Source organism: Paraglaciecola sp. IT1134 (genome assembly GCF_058068185.1).
The window spans coordinates 348,814-365,594 of sequence record NZ_CM176486.1 but is presented as its reverse complement, the minus strand read 5'-3'; the positions used below and the strand labels follow the sequence as shown (position 1 = coordinate 365,594).

The window sequence follows — 16,781 nt, the reverse complement described above, 5'->3', positions numbered from 1 at the left end:
AACGAACCCACTAGGGGACGATATGAATATTAATATTCCATCAGATTTAGGCGGTCTTATCCGCAGTACGCGAAAGGCGCGGGGCTGGAATCAGGCTTATTTAGCTTCACTTGTGGGTATTCACCAACCAGACCTTTCTGATATTGAGCGCGACCCCAAAAAAGCTAATTTTGGGTTGATACTGAAAATTTGCGCCGCCCTTCATCTAAAGCTTTCGGTGAATGACTTATCTGGCAAACAATCAGATGCCAAAGTCCACTCGAAGACACAAGAAGTATGGAGTGCTAAATCAGGCAATAAGGTGAATTTTTAAGTGGGCCGTAAATCACATAGCAAAGTGCTGTATTGCTCAATGAACGGCATCGAGGTCGGCACGCTGACACGTAAAAGCAACCAACTCTCCTTTACATATTCGCCAGACTGGATGGCACTTGAAGGTAGCCGCGCCTTATCACTGAGTTTACCCATGCAAAGCGCTCCTATCAAAGGTGCAAAGGTCGAGTCATATTTTGATAACTTATTACCTGACAACCCCAAGATACGTGAATTTATAGTTGAACATCTTGGCGCCCACAGCAACAAGCCGTTTGATTTGCTTAGCACCATTGGTAAAGACTGCGTAGGGGCTATATCGCTTGGTACCGAACCGCCTGCTGGTGATATTGCCCCATTGTCGCTGGAGGAAGTCAGTGAGACTGACATCGAACAGACCATCAAAGATACCCGTTTTACCCATACTCTTGGCATGAAACAGGACGAGGACTTTCGTATCAGCCTTGCAGGGGCGCAGGAAAAAACCGCTTTCACATTATGGGACGAACAGTGGTACAAACCTCAAGGCCAAACCGCGACAACACATATATTCAAGCCGCCCATATTACATCACGAACAAATGAATATAGACCTATCAAGCAGTGTTGATAATGAGTGGTTTTGCATGCGCTTTTTGCACCATCTGGATATGGAAATTGCACAGGCAAATATCATGCAATTTGGCTCGCAAAAAGTATTGGTGGTTGAGCGATTTGACCGCAAAATTGTGCCGGATAATATTGTTAGATTGCCCCAAGAGGATATGTGTCAGGCGCTAGGTGTTTTCAGCGGCGCGAAATATGAAGACAAGGGCGGCCCAAGTGCGCAATCCATCATGAACTTACTCGCTACTAGCACTCACCCCACCGAGAATCGCTATACCTTTATGAAAGCCCAGCTGATATTTTGGTTACTGGCGGCGATTGATGGCCACGCAAAAAATTTCAGTATATTTTTGACCGCCGACGGATTTCAGATGACGCCGTTGTATGACGTAATAAGCGCATACCCCTACTTTGGTCAAGGCAATATACAGGCCCAAAAAATCAAGATGGCGATGAAAGTTCTCAGCAGGAACAGTCATTACCACTGGGATAACATCATGCTTCGCCATTGGCGTACCAACGCCCAGCACTTAAGATTTGACCAGCAGTTTATGGACCAGATTATAAGCCAAGTAAATGCACAGGCAACGCATGCACTTGACCGAGCCTTTGCGGATAAAAACGAACTATTTGATACCCGCGTAGGAGAGGCTATCGCCGATGGTGTTATAAAGGCACTTAAAAGACTTCGACCATCGACGTAATTTAATAGTGTAGAAACAGTATGCAACGACCTAAACGGTTTGTCTTTGATCGATTGACGATTGGTTTTGTGATCTCTTACCGATACATCCCGCTATGTCAGGATAGTTGTCGCCTTAGATTTTTATTAATGGAGATAACAAATGCCGCTACCTTCTGTAGACTTAGAAACCAAACAACAAGGACAAACGTGGTTGCTGCCACCTTATTTATATTCACTTAGGCAAATCGCTGGTGAACTCGATGTAGGAGTGACAACGGTACAAAAGTGGAGACAGGAGTTGGTTGATAATGGACATCAGTTTGAAAATGATAAACTCGAAAGTAATAACTTTTCCGCCGAGCAGAAGTTTGCAGCTGTTATTGCAACTGCTGTCATGTCAGAGCATGAGTTAGCCAGTTATTGCCGTGAGCATGGTATGTATGTTGAGCATGTAAAATCATGGAAAGCACTATCAATTGGTGTCCATAGCTCGACTCAAGAGAGTCAGTATAAACTAGATAGTGTTCGGCGCGCCGACAAGAAGAAAATTAAGTTGTTAGAAAAAGAGTTAAACAGAAAAGATAAAGCGTTGGCTGAAACCGCTGCATTGTTGGTATTGCGGGAAAAGTACAATGCCCTTTGGGACAACAGCGAGGACGACTAACTCCTCTCCTAGAGCGGCATAAAATTATAAAACTCATTAATTCGGCAGTATTAAGCGGTGCTCGTAAAGCCATTGCGTGCCACACCCTCGGTATATCAGTTCGCACTATACAGCGTTGGTATCACGAAAAAAAACGTCAATTGTTTGAGGATGCGAGACCCAATGCAATTCGGCCAACACCGGCGAACAAGCTATCTATAAAAGAACGAGCGCTGATTGTGGAGACTTGTAATTTAAGTGAGTTTGCCAGTTACCCACCAGGTTACATCGTGCCTACCTTAGCTGACAACGGACGTTACATTGGCTCTGAATCAACCTTTTACCGCGTACTGAAAGAAGCTGGACAAAGTACTGAACGAACTACCGCTAAATTGCGTCAGAAAAACAATAAACCTACTGCACAAATCGCCACCAAACCTAATGAAGTATGGACTTGGGACATTAGCTATTTAGCCACCCAGACGCGTGGACAGCATTACTATTTATACATGATAGTCGATATATTCAGCCGTAAAATAGTCGGTGCCGAAGTCTATGAACAAGAACTAGGCGAGCTTGCCGCAACGGTTCTTCAGCGTGCGGTATGGAGTGAGAAATGTGTTAAACGAGGCACCACATTGCACTCTGACAATGGTGCACCTATGCGCAGCTTCACAATGCAAGCAAAGATGAGAGATTTAGGCGTTGCCAGCTCTTACTCAAGACCACGAGTTAGCAACGACAATCCTTATTCTGAATCATTGTTTAGAACCACGAAGTATCATCATTCATGGCCTAAAGATGGCTTTAAGAATATTGCAGAGGCGCGTGAATGGGTGAGCAACTTCACTTATTGGTACAACAACGTGCATAAACACAGTGGCATCAAATATGTCACACCGGAGCAACGTCATAATGGACTAGACAACGAATTATTAGCAAAAAGGAGGAAAATATATTTAAAAGCGCAACAGGCAAACCCATCCAGATGGCGTAATAATATTCGCAATTGGGATTATATTAATGAAGTATCGCTAAATCCTGAAAGTAAATGCGTTGCTTAATTACAAAATGCGACAACTACCTTGAAAAATGGCGACATCTTGTGATCTATTAAGTACAAACGTTTAGGCCACCTGCCTATGTGGCAATGTGCGGAATGTGGGTTAAAAACATACCTGATTACCTATGATCAAAGGCATTGATGTGAAAGCCTTAACATTACAGGCTTTCAGCGATTTTCAAAAGCCATGCACCAGGCACTCAATAATTCACGCAAGTCCACGTCGGCAAATTCAGGGCTTCTAGAGCCATGGACGAAAAGTGACTGACCTTCATGGGTAATCAGGAAAACATATATGCTGATTTAAAGTTTAAATAGAGTAAATAAAAAACAGTACAGAGCAAGGAAGTTCTGTACTGTTTACGAAAAAGTAGCGCCCAATATGTAATGTAAAATATAACTTTTTACATTAGTCAGCTCATGTTTGCCCCCCTGAATTCACACCACTCTATTTATCAAATAATGAATATTCATCGAAAGCTAGAAATTATAAGTTGCTTTCATATAGTAGAATCCGCCATTAAAATCGAACGGGCTATTCTCAAAATATTTGCCTCCATAATTCTTCGACCAATAATCTTCAAAGTTTCCATCAACTTTTTCGGGTTCATTATCTAACAAGTTGTTAGCACCAACACTTAACATTAAATCTTCAGTTACGAAATAACTAACTTGAGCGTCTATTGTGAATGAAGAATCTGCCTCACGTCTCCCTCCCCAACCATCAGCATGAACGGCATAGAATGAACCAAACATGTTTGTTCTAACAAACATGTTTAAGTCGTCCCACGTTTGATTGATTGTAAAAGTGCCGCGATTATGAGGCATTTCATCTTCAAGACGTCTTATCTTTAACTCGTTAGTGGTATCAGGATTGAACTTGTCGACATTAGTATCATTCCAGTTATAGGCTAAATTAAATCGAGTATCGCCGTCCAATAACGACATACTGTAGTGAGCAACTAAGTCAATACCTTGAGTAGTGGTATCAAAGTCATTACTGAAGTATTTTACTTGACCAAATTGCTCAGGTTTGTTTACGCCAATCTCTTCCAGTGCATTATAGTCACCTGGTTCAACAATGAATGAACTCGATTGCGTGATCCTATCGGTCACTTCAATATGATAATAATCAGCCGTTAAAAAGAAGTTAGCATTCTCATAAACCATACCAAATGCGTAGCTTTTCGAGTCTTCTGGCATAAGTTCTTGGGCGCCATAAAACTGAGATATTGGTGCTGATGCTGGAAATAATCCTGCTGCACTTAAATTACCATCAGAGCCAGTCGTAGTTGTGGTATTTACCACATTAGCCTGGCCTACCGTTGGCGCTCTAAAGCCAGTACCTAAAGAACCACGAATTGAAAATTCATCACTAAGAGAATACTGTCCGGTTAGTTTGAAGTTAGTGGTATCACCAAACGTTGAATAATCTTCATAGCGAATAGCGGCACCAATCATAAAGTCTTCAGATAAATAGATTTCTGTATCGACAAAAAAAGCAACACTACGGCGCTTGTTTTCACCTTGACTTTCAGGAGAAAAGCCCGCAAATCCACTTGGTGATGTGCTTATACCAAAGCCTTGGCTTGCCAACGAACCTGACTCCCAAGATTCTTTTTGTCCCGAAATCACTTCAAAACTATCTTCTCGCCACTCAATACCTGCGGCAAAGTTCATTTGCTCATCTAAACCAATTTCAATTGATTTTACGATATCAGCATTCAGCATTTTTTCTAGCTGAATATACGATCCAACATCAAATGACAAAGGCGTATCTGGCCCTAATGAAGGATTAATCGCATTTGACAGGGTAAAGTTAGCTTGACTGCGGCCAACAGATGCACTGATGTCATAATATGCATCATCAAGGAAACCACTATTGATTGAACCCTTAGTACCAAAAGTCATAGCCGTATCGGTTATATCTCCTCCAAAAGTAGGTGTATACCCACCAGGAAACATTTCATGGAACGTAAAACAGTTTGGATTGGCAGCAACTTGTTGATAAGCGGCAGTATCGAGCACATTACCGCTTGCTGGTAATGGCACTGCTGGGCAATTTGCACTTTGATCTGGCGTTAAATCGCCTACTAATAAACCGCCATTGCCATTGGTAAATACACCATCTTTATTTATTGGGCTGCGATAATAATAACCACCTTCAACTTGACGTTCAGAATAGTTACCAAACATGTAGAATTCTTTATCATTACCCACATCAAGGCCAACATTAGCAAACACAGTGATGTCGTCATTGATATCAGGGTTACCCCAAATAATCGTTGCTGGTGTGCGTACATCGGTGTTTCCTGTTGCTATAGCATCCAAACCATCTTGGGATTGTACACTTCTGCTTGTAGCGTCTGAATTTTTTACTTGAAAGCTTAAATTGGCAAAACCATCAGCGGTAAACGGCATACCCATATTTCCTGAAATGGTGGTTGTTCCTCCGTCACCTTCGTAGTATTCACCATATTTAACATCAAGCGAACCACCATCAGAGCTATCTTTAAGAACAAAATTCATCACCCCAGCAATTGCATCTGAACCATACTGAGCCGCTGCACCATCTCGAAGCACTTCAACTTGTTTGATCGCAATGCTGGGGATCACGGATATATCAGGGCCTTGAGAGCCGTCATTGATACCACCACCAGTAAAAGAAATTACTGCAGCGCGGTGACGACGTTTACCATTTACTAATATTAAGGTATTGTCAGAGGGTAATCCTCGTAAATTGACTGGTCGAATAAATGTTGCTCCATCACTAATAGGTTGTGAACGCACACTAAAAGAGGGCACAGCGCTAACCAGTTGGTCAAGCATATCACTTGAACCCGTTTTTCCTAATTCATCGCCACCAATTATGTCTACGGGAACTGGAGAATCCCCAATTGAGCGCGGCGCTCCTCTGGAACCTACCACAGCAATTTTTTCTATAACTTTTGCGTCATCCACATTTTCTGCAGCAGCGTATGAATGTGTTGTACCTAGAGCAAAAGCTATTGAAAAAGCTAATGTGCAGGGGTGTGATTTCATAGACATATTCAATTTCCCATTATAATTTAGAGTTTTATTTTTGTAATTATATCTAACGTTGTGCCTGAAACTTATTTCACTATTTTTTGTGAAATTCCTTATGGCATTAGAATCAATGTAATCAATCCGTTCACAACAAAAGTAGCTTTCACATTTAGTTGACAAAACCAAATATCATGTTTGTTTTATCCGTACCCATAAATTCAACTTTCACAACCACTTTAGTCCGTTGGAAAAGATCACTACAAACGAATTAATTTTGTGGACCAATGAATTATTTTCCCCCCCCTGCTTTACAATGAAAAATACCCTCCGCTCTCTACTGTCCATTTTACAGCATCACTATCAATTCCAAATTATTTCACACTCCGCTGAATTTGTTTCGTTTGCCGAATACTAATATTTCACGCAGCATGATTGTGCAATTTAGGGGGCGTTTACTTCATTTCAGCAATAAAAACGGCATGTGAAATATTATGAAAATTCTGGTCGCGGTAAAGCGAACAATAGATGCAAATATCAAAATAAAAGTAAAGTCTGACAAGTCAAATGTTGATTTAACCAATACCAAAATGGCACTGAATCCGTTTTGTGAAATCGCTGTTGAAGAAGCTATTAGGTTAAAAGAACGTGCCGTTGCGACGGAAGTGATTGTCGTTAGCATTGGTGACAAGACGAGCCAAGAACAAATTCGCACGGCGCTAGCATTAGGAGCCGACCGAGGGATTTTAATCGAAACAAATCGAATACTTGAACCCTTAAATATTGCCAAATTATTGAGCAAAATAGTAAAGGAAGAACAGGTTGACCTCATTATTCTTGGTAAGCAATCGATAGATTCAGACAATAACCAAACGGGCCAGATGTTAGCCGCATTAAACAATATGCCGCAGGCGACCTTTGCTTCACAACTAAAAGTCGAAGAAGGCATGATTATAGTTACTCGCGAAGTTGATGGTGGTCTACAAACACTAAAACTCACCACTCCCGCAGTTGTAACCACCGATCTTCGTTTGAATGAACCGCGTTATGCCTCGCTACCAAACATAATGAAAGCCAAGCGTAAGCCATTGAGAATTGTTACGCCAGAATCATTGGGTGTGGAGCTAACAATTCATACTCAGCTGCTTTCGGTGGAAACCCCCAACGAAAGACCCCAGGGAGTTAAAGTTGCTTCAGTAGATGAATTAATAACAAAATTAAAAATTGAAGCGAAGGTGATCTGATGACAACGCTCATTATTGCAGAACATGATAACAAAACACTCAACTTGGCGACGCTGCACTCGGTTAGTGCAGCTGAAAAACTAAATCAAGAAATCCACGTTTTTCTCGCTGGTTTAAATTGTCAGCATATTGCAGACCAAGTCGCGAATATAGCAGGAGTAGATAGAGTGATCGTGGCCGATAATCAGGTTTATCAGCACCAGCTTGCAGAAAACATCAGCCAAGTTGCCGCAGAACTTGCAAAAAATTACAGCCATATCATAAGTACCGCAACAGCAGTGGGTAAAAATCTGATGCCACGTATTGCGGCATTACTTGGCGTTGCACAACTATCTGAAGTCATAAAAATCAAAGACGATGAAACGTTTTCTCGTGCAATATACGCCGGAAACGCTATTGCAACGGTTAAGTCTCTGGATAGTAAAAAAGTAATGACGATCCGCGCGACAGCATTCGATCCCGCAAATACAACAGGCGGAAATGCATCAATAGTCACGATAAATAATATATTTGAAAACACAGAATGTTTCTTTGTGGCTGACGAGTTAGGACATAGCGATCGACCGGAACTAACCAGTGCTAGTGTCATTGTCTCTGGAGGACGCGGCATGGCTAATGGAGAGAACTTTGCATTATTGGAGAAACTAGCGGACAAACTCGGCGGTGCTGTAGGTGCATCTCGAGCAGCGGTTGACTCTGGTTTTGTTGCAAACGATATGCAAATAGGACAAACCGGGAAAATTGTCGCACCTGACCTGTATATTGCGGTTGGCATATCAGGTGCTATACAACATTTAGCAGGAATGAAAGACTCTAAGGTAATTGTTGCTATCAATAACGATGAAGATGCACCTATTTTCCAAGTCGCCGATTATGGCCTGGTCGCAGATTTATTTGATGTATTACCAGAGTTAACCGAAAAATTATAAAAATAGAGCCAATACAATAATCCCCACCGTTGAGTAAAAATTGCTTCCTTCAACTTAACCTAGAGATATCTATAAATGCGTGAATCTATGGAATTTGATGTTGTTATTGTTGGTGCTGGCCCTGCCGGTTTATCAACCGCTTGCCGGCTGATGCAACTAGCAAACGAGCAACAACAAGTATTAACTGTATGCGTTGTAGAAAAAGGCTCAGAAGTTGGCGCCCACATTTTATCAGGTGCTATTGTCGAACCACGAGCACTTAATGAACTATTTCCTGACTGGCAGGAAAAAGGCGCACCACTAAATGTTGAAGTTAGCGATGAAAAAGTTGTGCTACTGAGCAGTCAGCAAAAGTCACACGAATTGGCTAACTTCCTCATTCCAAAGCCGATGTTAAATCATGGCAATTACATTGCAAGCTTGGGCAACCTTTGTCGTTGGCTTGCGGAACAAGCTGAACAACTTGGTGTTGAGATATTCCCTGGCTTTCCTGCTTCCCATGTACTGTATGGAGACGACGGCCAAGTCACTGGTATTGGGACTGGCGACATGGGAATAAATGCCCAAAGCGAAGCAAAAATAGGTTTTACGCCTGGTATGGACCTATTGTCAAAATATACGGTTTTCAGTGAAGGATGCCACGGCCATCTGGGTAAAGAACTGATTAAAAAATTTGATCTTAGGGCAAACAAAGATCCACAACATTATGGGTTAGGTATAAAAGAAATATGGAATATTAGCCCGGAAAAACATCAACTTGGCTTGGTCTTACATGGCACAGGATGGCCTTTAAGTGAATCAAAAACTAATGGTGGTTTTTTTCTATATCATGCGGAAGATAATCAGGTGGTGGTTGGCCTTATAACCGACCTCAATTATGATAACCCTCACTTAAGTCCATATGACGAGTTTCAACGTTTAAAACATCACCCCACAATCTCACAGTACTTATCCGAAGGGACTCGAATATCCTATGGCGCTAGGGCAATAACCAAAGGCGGTTTTAACTCACTCCCTAAAATGAGTGTGCCTGGTGCATTATTGATAGGCTGTGACGCTGGTACATTAAATTTCGCCAAAATAAAAGGCACACACACAGCGATGAAATCAGGAATGATTGCGGCCGAAACTTTATTTGATGCTATTTTTTCAGCTCAAGATGACCCGGAATTATGTCACTTAGATTTAACCAGTTTTGCAGATAACTTTCAGAAATCATGGGCATATGAAGAATTGTATAGCAGCCGGAATTTTGGTCCTGCCTTACATAAGTTCGGCATGGTGTTAGGTGGTGCTTTTAATTATATTGATCAGAATATTGTAAAAATACCCCTTACTCTGCATGACACTGAAGCGGACCATAGCTTATTGAAGCCAGCTAGCGCTTGTTTGAAAATCAATTACCCCAAACCCGACGGCGTATTAAGTTTTGATAAATCGTCTTCAGTTTATTTGTCAAATACCAGCCATGAAGAAGATCAGCCGTGTCACCTGTCCCTGAAAAACACTAAAATTCCTTTTACTTTAAATTTTCCTGTTTATAAAGAGCCTGCTCTCAGGTATTGCCCTGCTGGTGTTTACGAAATTATTAAGGATCAGCAAGGAGAAATGATATTACAAATCAATGCGCAAAATTGTCTGCATTGCAAAACTTGCGACATCAAAGATCCAACCCAAAACATTGACTGGACACCACCCGAAGGTGGTGGCGGTCCTAATTACCCAAATATGTAATGAGTAAAATAGTATGCAAGTAAACACAGACATTTTGGTTTCTGAAGTTAATTCAAATATCATCACTATTACTTTGAATCGTCCTAAGGCACATAACGCTTTACGAAATAATACATTACAAGAAATTGTAACCGTTTTAGAAAAAGCACAGAAAAATAAGAGTATTAAAGCCGTTGTTATCACTGGTGGTGAAAAAGTCTTTGCCGCTGGGGCTGACATAAAAGAAATGGCCGCACTTGACGTTATTGGCATCATGGATGACCCACGTCCAAATCTTTGGCACCGTGTTGCTCTTTTTCAAAAACCCCTAATTGCTGCTGTAAACGGTATGGCGCTTGGGGCTGGCTGTGAACTGTTAATGCATTGCGACATCGTAATTGCAGGTAATAACGCAAAAATAGGACAGCCAGAAATCAATCTCGGCATTATCCCTGGCGCAGGTGGCACCCAGCGATTATTAAAAACAGTAGGTAAATCGATGGCAATGCAAATGGTTCTTTCAGGTGAATTTATTCACGCCGAACAAGCGAAAGACTTTGGCTTGGTCAGTGAGGTGACATTACCTGAAATAAGCTATGAGCGTGCTTTAAAACTTGCAAAAATAATTGCCAGCAAACCTCCAATTGCCTTACGTTTAGCAAAAGAATGCATCCTTAAAGCTTATGAGACCTCACTAGAAACTGGACTAAACCTAGAGAGAAAAGCATTTAATTTATTAGCGGCAACAGAAGATCGACAAGAAGGCATCGCTGCCTTTATCGAAAAGCGTCAACCTAAATTTACCGGAAAATAAAGAGGAGTATCCATGGTACGCTTAAACAAAGACTCAATAGTCGCGGTCATTGGTGCAGGCACAATGGGAGCAGGAATTGCTCAGGTAGCCGCTAAAGCAAATCATCAAGTGCTCTTATTTGATACCGTTAAGGGTGCGGCACAAAACGGCATAGAAGCCACGGAAATTAGCTTAAATAAATTGGTAAAAAGACAAAAAATTAGCCAAGAAGAAGCTGATGGCATTATAAGTCGTATCAAACCAGTTTCCATTATTACAGATCTTACGCCAGCCAATATAGTGATTGAAGCCATTATTGAAAAACTGGAAATAAAGCAAAAACTTTTTCGCCAATTAGAAAATATTTGCCATCAAGATACCATTTTAGCGAGCAATACCTCTTCCATTTCCATCACTGCTATTGGCGCGGCACTACAACGCCCAAAAAACCTAATTGGTATGCATTTTTTTAATCCCGCACCCATTATGAAACTTGTGGAAGTGATCAGGGGAATAGACACGGATATTGATATTGCAAATGATGTTTTTGCGTTAGTGCAACAATGGGGAAAACTAGCGGTACATGCAAAGTCAACACCCGGATTTATTGTCAACAGAGTCGCACGTTCGTTTTATGCAGAGAGTTTGCGAATATTGCAAGAAGGCGCAACATCCTTTGAGACGATAGACGCAATAATGAAAGATAGTGGGAAATTTCGCATGGGACCATTTGAGTTGATGGACTTGATTGGTCATGACGTGAACTATGCGGTTACCTGCTCCATTTATAATGCATTTTATCACGACCCAAGATTTTTGCCTTCGGTACTACAAAAAGAGTTGGTTAATGCAGGCCACTTAGGTCGCAAAAGTGGCCGTGGATTTTATGACTACTCCACTGAAAAACAAGAAAAAAACTCATCAACACACGATTCAGATACGGGACAAGAATATGCGATCAACACCGTAACGTTAGAAGGTGATTTAGGCATTGCCAATGATTTACTCGTGTTAATCGAGTCAGCAGGTATCAAAATAAACCATATTGAAAACTCAGCGCAATGCCAACAAGGAAAACTCATCGTTAACGATACCACGTTGATGTTAACCAATGGGCAGTTTACTGCTGAACGTGCACAGCAACTAGAGTGTGAAAACTTAATCCAATTTGATCTAGCACTTGATTACACACAAACATCAAATATTGTAATAGCGCCTGCAAGTAGCACTTCTGAGCAGGCTATTGATACCGCTAAGGCTTTATTCCACAAAATAGAAAAAAACACCATCGTTATTGCAGACATTCCGGGCATCGTTCTAATGCGTACCATTTGCATGTTAGCAAATGAAGGTTTTGATACAGTCAATCAACAAGTATGCAGTGAATCAGCAGTTGATATTGCAATGATAGCGGGTGTGAATTACCCCTGTGGTCCGCTTGATTGGGCCAATAGAATTGGTTTGAACAATACACTTGATGTTTTGAAAAACTTAGCTGCCACTTATGGTGAAGATCGCTACAGACCTTCACCTCTGCTGCGGCGTAAAGTCGCTGAACAAAAACTAGAGACTCTATTTCAAACGTCAACTATTCAAGGAAAAAACTAATGGCTGATGCTTATATTTGCGATGCAATTCGCACCCCTTTTGGCCGCTACGCTGGTGGATTATCAACGGTGCGTGCAGACGATTTAGGTGCGATCCCTATAAAAGCGTTGATGGATCGCAACCCCCAAGTAGATTGGAGTCAAGTCGATGATGTGGTTTTTGGCAACGCCAATCAAGCAGGCGAAGACAATCGAAATGTTGCGCGTATGTCGAGCCTATTAGCCGGTCTTCCCGTCAATGTTTCTGGTAGTACCATCAACCGTTTATGCGGTTCAGGAATGGATGCTGTTGGTATCGCGTCACGAGCAATTAAAGCGGGTGAAGCGGAACTGATTATCGCTGGAGGCTGTGAATCTATGTCTCGTGCCCCTTTTGTGATGGGTAAAGCAGAATCTGCCTATAGCAGAACCCCCAATGGGCTTTACGACACCACCATAGGTTGGCGTTTTATTAATAAGAAAATGAGAATTAAATTCGGAGTTGACTCGATGCCCGAAACGGCAGAAAACGTGGCTGAAGATTTTAATATTACACGTCAAGATCAAGATATTTTTGCATTTAATAGTCAACAAAAAACCAAATTAGCCATGGATAACGGCTTGTTTGATGTCGAAATAGTACCTGTATCTATCCCACAACGAAAGGGAGATCCTCTTATCATTGCTAAAGATGAACACCCGCGTGCAACTACTACATTAGCTGATTTGGCAAAATTAAAAACACCATTTAGAGATAACGGCTCAGTCACCGCGGGAAACGCATCTGGTGTTAACGACGGCGCTTGTGCGTTACTTATTGCCTCAAAAGCTGCGGCTGAAAAACATGGCCTCACTCCGAAAGCGCGCATTGTTGGTATGGCGACTGTAGGACTTGCCCCTAGGATCATGGGATTTGGCCCTGCTTTGGCAATAAAAAAATTGCTTAAGCAAACAAACTTAACATTAGAACAAATGGACGTTATTGAAATCAATGAGGCGTTTGCTTCACAAAGTTTAGCGGTGATGCGTGACTTAGGTCTACCTGATGATTCAGCAAAAGTTAATCCTAACGGTGGCGCTATCGCGTTGGGGCATCCATTAGGGGCAAGTGGTGCGCGTTTAATTACCACTGCGATGCATCAGTTACAGCGAACAAACAAACGTTTTGCTTTATGCAGTATGTGTATTGGCGTGGGACAAGGCATCGCATTGATTATAGAAAGGTTGTCACAACAAAATGACGAATGAAGGTCCAAGCCATAAAAGTTAGTTCATGCTGCTTTATCAGAACGATCTAACTTATTATAAATACAACATTGAGATCATTTTATATGCGTAGATTACCACCGTTTGCCGCACTGCGTTCCTTTGAAGCAGCTGCACGACACAACAATTTTAAATTAGCTGCTGAAGACGTTTGCCTGTCAGCGTCAGCTGTTAGTCATCAAGTGAGATCTCTTGAAGAATATTTAGGTGTTCAATTATTTCATCGAGAGAAAGGTCGGCCAATTTTAACCAGCACAGGTGCAATCTACCTTGAAAGTATCAAAGACCTTTTTGATACTCTTGAATGTGCGACCCATGCTGTTGCACAACGAAGTAAACGCACATCACTTACGCTTCACCTTTTACATTCACTTGCCTCATGTTGGTTTTTAACACTTCTGCCTAAATTTAAGAGTCGCCATCCTGATCTCGATATTAAATTGCTTAGTGCAACCGAATCAGTTGAATTTAGTAATGGCGATATTGACGCTGCTATCAGATATGGTGACGGTAACTGGTTAGGTTTGCGTAGTGATTTCTTAATTGAAGACAAATTATGTCTTGTTTGTAGCCCTGAAGTTGCCGAAAACCTGCCTACTCTGAAAAATATTCATCAACTTTCAGAACACACCTTAATTCATTGCAGTTTAGCGCCTGATGAATGGAAAAGGTGGCTAGAATCTACTGGAAATGATCCACAAATAAATGCTCACTGGCTAGATTTGGATAGTAGAGGTCTAGCTCTTGAAGCTGCAGCTGCTGGTCTGGGGGTAGCCATAGGGCGAATGCCATATATTTTGGGATATCTTGAATTAGGTCGACTCGTTGAACCCTATACTAATCGAGTTAATACAGATAAAGGTTATTATCTTGTTTATCCTGAGCATCATGCCAATTTTGATAATGTCGTATATTTACGAGATTGGCTAATAGAAGAATGTGAGCTTTGTGGTTTTGAGTAACTGCTACGTACAAGGAAATCAGTTGATTTGATAACATTTATATTTGATAAAAGTAGAGTAGCAATAAAAAAAGAGAATTATCCTCGCCTAAAAAGTTATGATATTGTAAAAATTATTGCATCTATTTTTGAACAATTTCGTCATAAACGTCGTTTGATTTTAAGTCTGCAACTATTATTAAACCGATCAATATACTGAACTGACGTATTTTACACGCTAAAATTTAATTTAGAGTATTCTGAACCCAGCTAACTCATATCTACTTTAAATTACAAAAAATTTCAACCTACCCTTTCTATTTTGTAACACTTACATTTATAAATTTAGTTTATAGTATTTCCCAAAATAATTACTTTATCAACTGTCATTCAGACATTTAAATTATTGTTTAATCCACATTAATTTTAGTCATTGTAAATCCTGTATAACCTAATACTATTGAACATATAGGACTTAATAAGCAAAAGAAAGCAAAGATGAAATACTCCCCAGTGCTCACACCTAAAACCCCTGACATATAAACTGCATTAGTATTCCAAGGAACTAAAGGCGCAGTTACCGTGCCACCATCTTCAATACAACGAGACAAGTTTTTTGACTGTAAGCCAAATTTCTTAAATGAATCAATAAACATCCGGGCGGGCACGACAATAGCCATCGTTTGATTAGCAGAAGTGATATTGGTAAATATGCAGGTCGCAATGGTTGCAGTGACTAAACTGCCAATACTACTGACAGCCTTTAAAATCACTTCAGTTAGTCGAGCCAACATACCACTTGCTTCCATAATGCCACCAAACACCAGCGCAACTATCGCTAAAAGATTCACTTGTGTCATGCTGATCATACCGCCACGTGAAAACAAACGATCTATAGTCGCATTGCCAGTTTCAATGGTAAATCCATTCGACAACACTGATAAAATAAGTGAATATGTGCCAGTTAATGTCACCTCTCCATCAAGATAGGCAGTGAGTAACTGCCATTGAAACAGCGGGATTGCAACTACTGCCAACAACAAGCCAACGATTAACGATGGCATTGATGGAACACCTTTAACCACCAAAAACAAGACCATTCCAGGAACAATCAATAACAACGGGGAAACATTAAAATTTTCCAGAATAATCGACTTAACCCCTTCGAGTTCAGCGCTTTCTATCGCGCTGTCTGAATAGCCAAAACCAAGGACTAAATAAATACATAATGAAATAAAAATTGCAGGACCTGAAGTGAAAGTCATGTGTTTAATATGCGTCATCACATCAGCCCCTACCATGGCGGGAGCCAAATTTGTCGTATCTGACATTGGCGACATCTTGTCACCAAAATAAGCACCTGAGATGACCGCGCCCGCCGTCATTCCAGATGGAATGCCTAACGTTTCGCCTATGCCCATCAAAGCTAAACCAACGGTACCTGCGGTTGACCAACTAGAGCCTATAGCAACTGAAACTACACAACATAATAAACAACAAACAAATAAGAAATAACTCGGATGAATAATTTGCAGGCCATAATAAATAAACATTGGGACGATGCCAGACATGATCCAAGCGGCGATTAGCGAGCCAACGACGAAAATAATTAGTATTGCCGGCATCGCAGAATCAATGGCTTTGCGAATACCCGACTCCAAATGGCTGTAAGATATTTTTAAATAGAGTAACGAAATAGCACCAGCGACAATAGCACTGACCACTAAAACATATAGGGTTGGAACCGCCTTATCACCTAAATAAAAATTCAAAAACATCAGTGACATTAGCACAAGCACAGGAAATGATGAGACCCATAGCGAAGGGTTTCTGGGGTGAACTGACATTTAATAATTCCTCAAGAAAATTAAGTGGATAAAAGAGCTAAAAGACAAAAACAGCAACTCTTTTATACCAAACCTAAGATCAAATTTTCTTCAACTGGAGTTCAAAAAATAGACACACCCAATGTCTCTGT

Annotated in this window: 12 protein-coding genes; 10 read left to right on the top strand and 2 right to left on the bottom strand. The window is 41.0% G+C overall.

Annotation, left to right across the window (positions count from 1 at the left end; all coding sequences use genetic code 11):
- Positions 1-22 precede the first annotated feature (22 nt).
- The 3 genes from AC3RV5_RS01665 (at position 23) to AC3RV5_RS01655 (ending at position 3,309) form a co-directional block, all read left to right on the top strand.
- Positions 23-313, top strand: coding sequence for a helix-turn-helix domain-containing protein (locus AC3RV5_RS01665; protein ID WP_489730268.1), 291 nt, complete (start codon positions 23-25; stop codon positions 311-313).
- Positions 314-1,621: a type II toxin-antitoxin system HipA family toxin gene (locus AC3RV5_RS01660; protein WP_489730267.1), complete on the top strand. Its 1,308-nt coding sequence runs from the start codon at positions 314-316 to the stop codon at positions 1,619-1,621.
- A 192-nt stretch (positions 1,622-1,813) separates the two neighbouring features.
- Positions 1,814-3,309, top strand: a protein-coding gene (locus AC3RV5_RS01655; RefSeq protein WP_489732068.1) for an IS3 family transposase whose coding sequence is annotated in 2 segments (ribosomal slippage) — positions 1,814-2,234 and positions 2,234-3,309 — 1,497 coding nt in all. Because the reading frame shifts where the segments join, the coding sequence is not laid out codon by codon here.
- A gap of 479 nt (positions 3,310-3,788) precedes the next feature.
- Here AC3RV5_RS01655 and AC3RV5_RS01650 read toward each other — a convergent pair.
- Positions 3,789-6,350 (bottom strand): TonB-dependent receptor plug domain-containing protein, encoded by a 2,562-nt coding sequence (locus AC3RV5_RS01650; protein ID WP_489732067.1) that lies wholly within the window; start codon positions 6,348-6,350, stop codon positions 3,789-3,791.
- Positions 6,351-6,826: 476 nt separating this feature from the next.
- On the opposite strand from AC3RV5_RS01650, the gene AC3RV5_RS01645 reads away from it, so the two are divergent.
- The 7 genes from AC3RV5_RS01645 (at position 6,827) to AC3RV5_RS01615 (ending at position 14,825) form a co-directional block, all read left to right on the top strand.
- Positions 6,827-7,576 carry an electron transfer flavoprotein subunit beta/FixA family protein gene (locus tag AC3RV5_RS01645; RefSeq protein WP_489730266.1) on the top strand — a complete coding sequence of 250 codons (750 nt, stop codon included), beginning with the start codon at positions 6,827-6,829 and terminating at the stop codon, positions 7,574-7,576.
- Positions 7,576-8,505, top strand: coding sequence for an electron transfer flavoprotein subunit alpha/FixB family protein (locus tag AC3RV5_RS01640; protein ID WP_489730265.1), 930 nt, complete (start codon positions 7,576-7,578; stop codon positions 8,503-8,505). Before AC3RV5_RS01645 ends, AC3RV5_RS01640 begins: the two co-directional genes overlap by 1 nt.
- Before the next feature lie 87 nt (positions 8,506-8,592).
- Complete coding sequence (locus AC3RV5_RS01635) at positions 8,593-10,239, top strand: electron transfer flavoprotein-ubiquinone oxidoreductase (RefSeq protein ID WP_489732066.1); 1,647 nt, start codon at positions 8,593-8,595, stop codon at positions 10,237-10,239.
- A 13-nt stretch (positions 10,240-10,252) separates the two neighbouring features.
- Positions 10,253-11,032 carry a 2,3-dehydroadipyl-CoA hydratase PaaF gene (gene paaF, locus AC3RV5_RS01630; RefSeq protein WP_489730264.1) on the top strand — a complete coding sequence of 260 codons (780 nt, stop codon included), beginning with the start codon at positions 10,253-10,255 and terminating at the stop codon, positions 11,030-11,032.
- Between the two features lie 12 nt (positions 11,033-11,044).
- On the top strand, positions 11,045-12,619 hold the full coding sequence (locus AC3RV5_RS01625) for a 3-hydroxyacyl-CoA dehydrogenase (RefSeq protein WP_489730263.1): 1,575 nt from the start codon (positions 11,045-11,047) through the stop codon (positions 12,617-12,619).
- The gene (gene pcaF / locus AC3RV5_RS01620; protein WP_489730262.1) at positions 12,619-13,845 is read left to right on the top strand and encodes a 3-oxoadipyl-CoA thiolase; all 1,227 of its coding nucleotides are present in this window, start codon (positions 12,619-12,621) and stop codon (positions 13,843-13,845) included. Before AC3RV5_RS01625 ends, pcaF begins: the two co-directional genes overlap by 1 nt.
- 83 nt (positions 13,846-13,928) lie before the next feature.
- The gene (locus AC3RV5_RS01615) at positions 13,929-14,825 is read left to right on the top strand and encodes a LysR substrate-binding domain-containing protein (protein WP_489730261.1); all 897 of its coding nucleotides are present in this window, start codon (positions 13,929-13,931) and stop codon (positions 14,823-14,825) included.
- A gap of 388 nt (positions 14,826-15,213) precedes the next feature.
- On the opposite strand, the gene nhaC is transcribed toward AC3RV5_RS01615, so the two are convergent.
- Complete coding sequence (nhaC, locus tag AC3RV5_RS01610; protein WP_489730260.1) at positions 15,214-16,650, bottom strand: Na+/H+ antiporter NhaC; 1,437 nt, start codon at positions 16,648-16,650, stop codon at positions 15,214-15,216.
- Positions 16,651-16,781 lie beyond the last annotated feature (131 nt).

Bases quoted from the DNA above. Each gene is read 5' to 3' on its own strand.
- AC3RV5_RS01635 (WP_489732066.1), top strand. From the start codon at position 8,593: ATGGAATTTGATGTTGTTATTGTTGGTGCTGGCCCTGCCGGTTTATCA.
- nhaC (WP_489730260.1), bottom strand. From the start codon at position 16,650: ATGTCAGTTCACCCCAGAAACCCTTCGCTATGGGTCTCATCATTTCCT.
- AC3RV5_RS01625 (WP_489730263.1), top strand. From the start codon at position 11,045: ATGGTACGCTTAAACAAAGACTCAATAGTCGCGGTCATTGGTGCAGGC.
- AC3RV5_RS01615 (WP_489730261.1), top strand. From the start codon at position 13,929: ATGCGTAGATTACCACCGTTTGCCGCACTGCGTTCCTTTGAAGCAGCT.
- AC3RV5_RS01650 (WP_489732067.1), bottom strand. From the start codon at position 6,350: ATGAAATCACACCCCTGCACATTAGCTTTTTCAATAGCTTTTGCTCTA.
- pcaF (WP_489730262.1), top strand. From the start codon at position 12,619: ATGGCTGATGCTTATATTTGCGATGCAATTCGCACCCCTTTTGGCCGC.
- AC3RV5_RS01665 (WP_489730268.1), top strand. From the start codon at position 23: ATGAATATTAATATTCCATCAGATTTAGGCGGTCTTATCCGCAGTACG.
- AC3RV5_RS01640 (WP_489730265.1), top strand. From the start codon at position 7,576: ATGACAACGCTCATTATTGCAGAACATGATAACAAAACACTCAACTTG.
- AC3RV5_RS01645 (WP_489730266.1), top strand. From the start codon at position 6,827: ATGAAAATTCTGGTCGCGGTAAAGCGAACAATAGATGCAAATATCAAA.
- paaF (WP_489730264.1), top strand. From the start codon at position 10,253: ATGCAAGTAAACACAGACATTTTGGTTTCTGAAGTTAATTCAAATATC.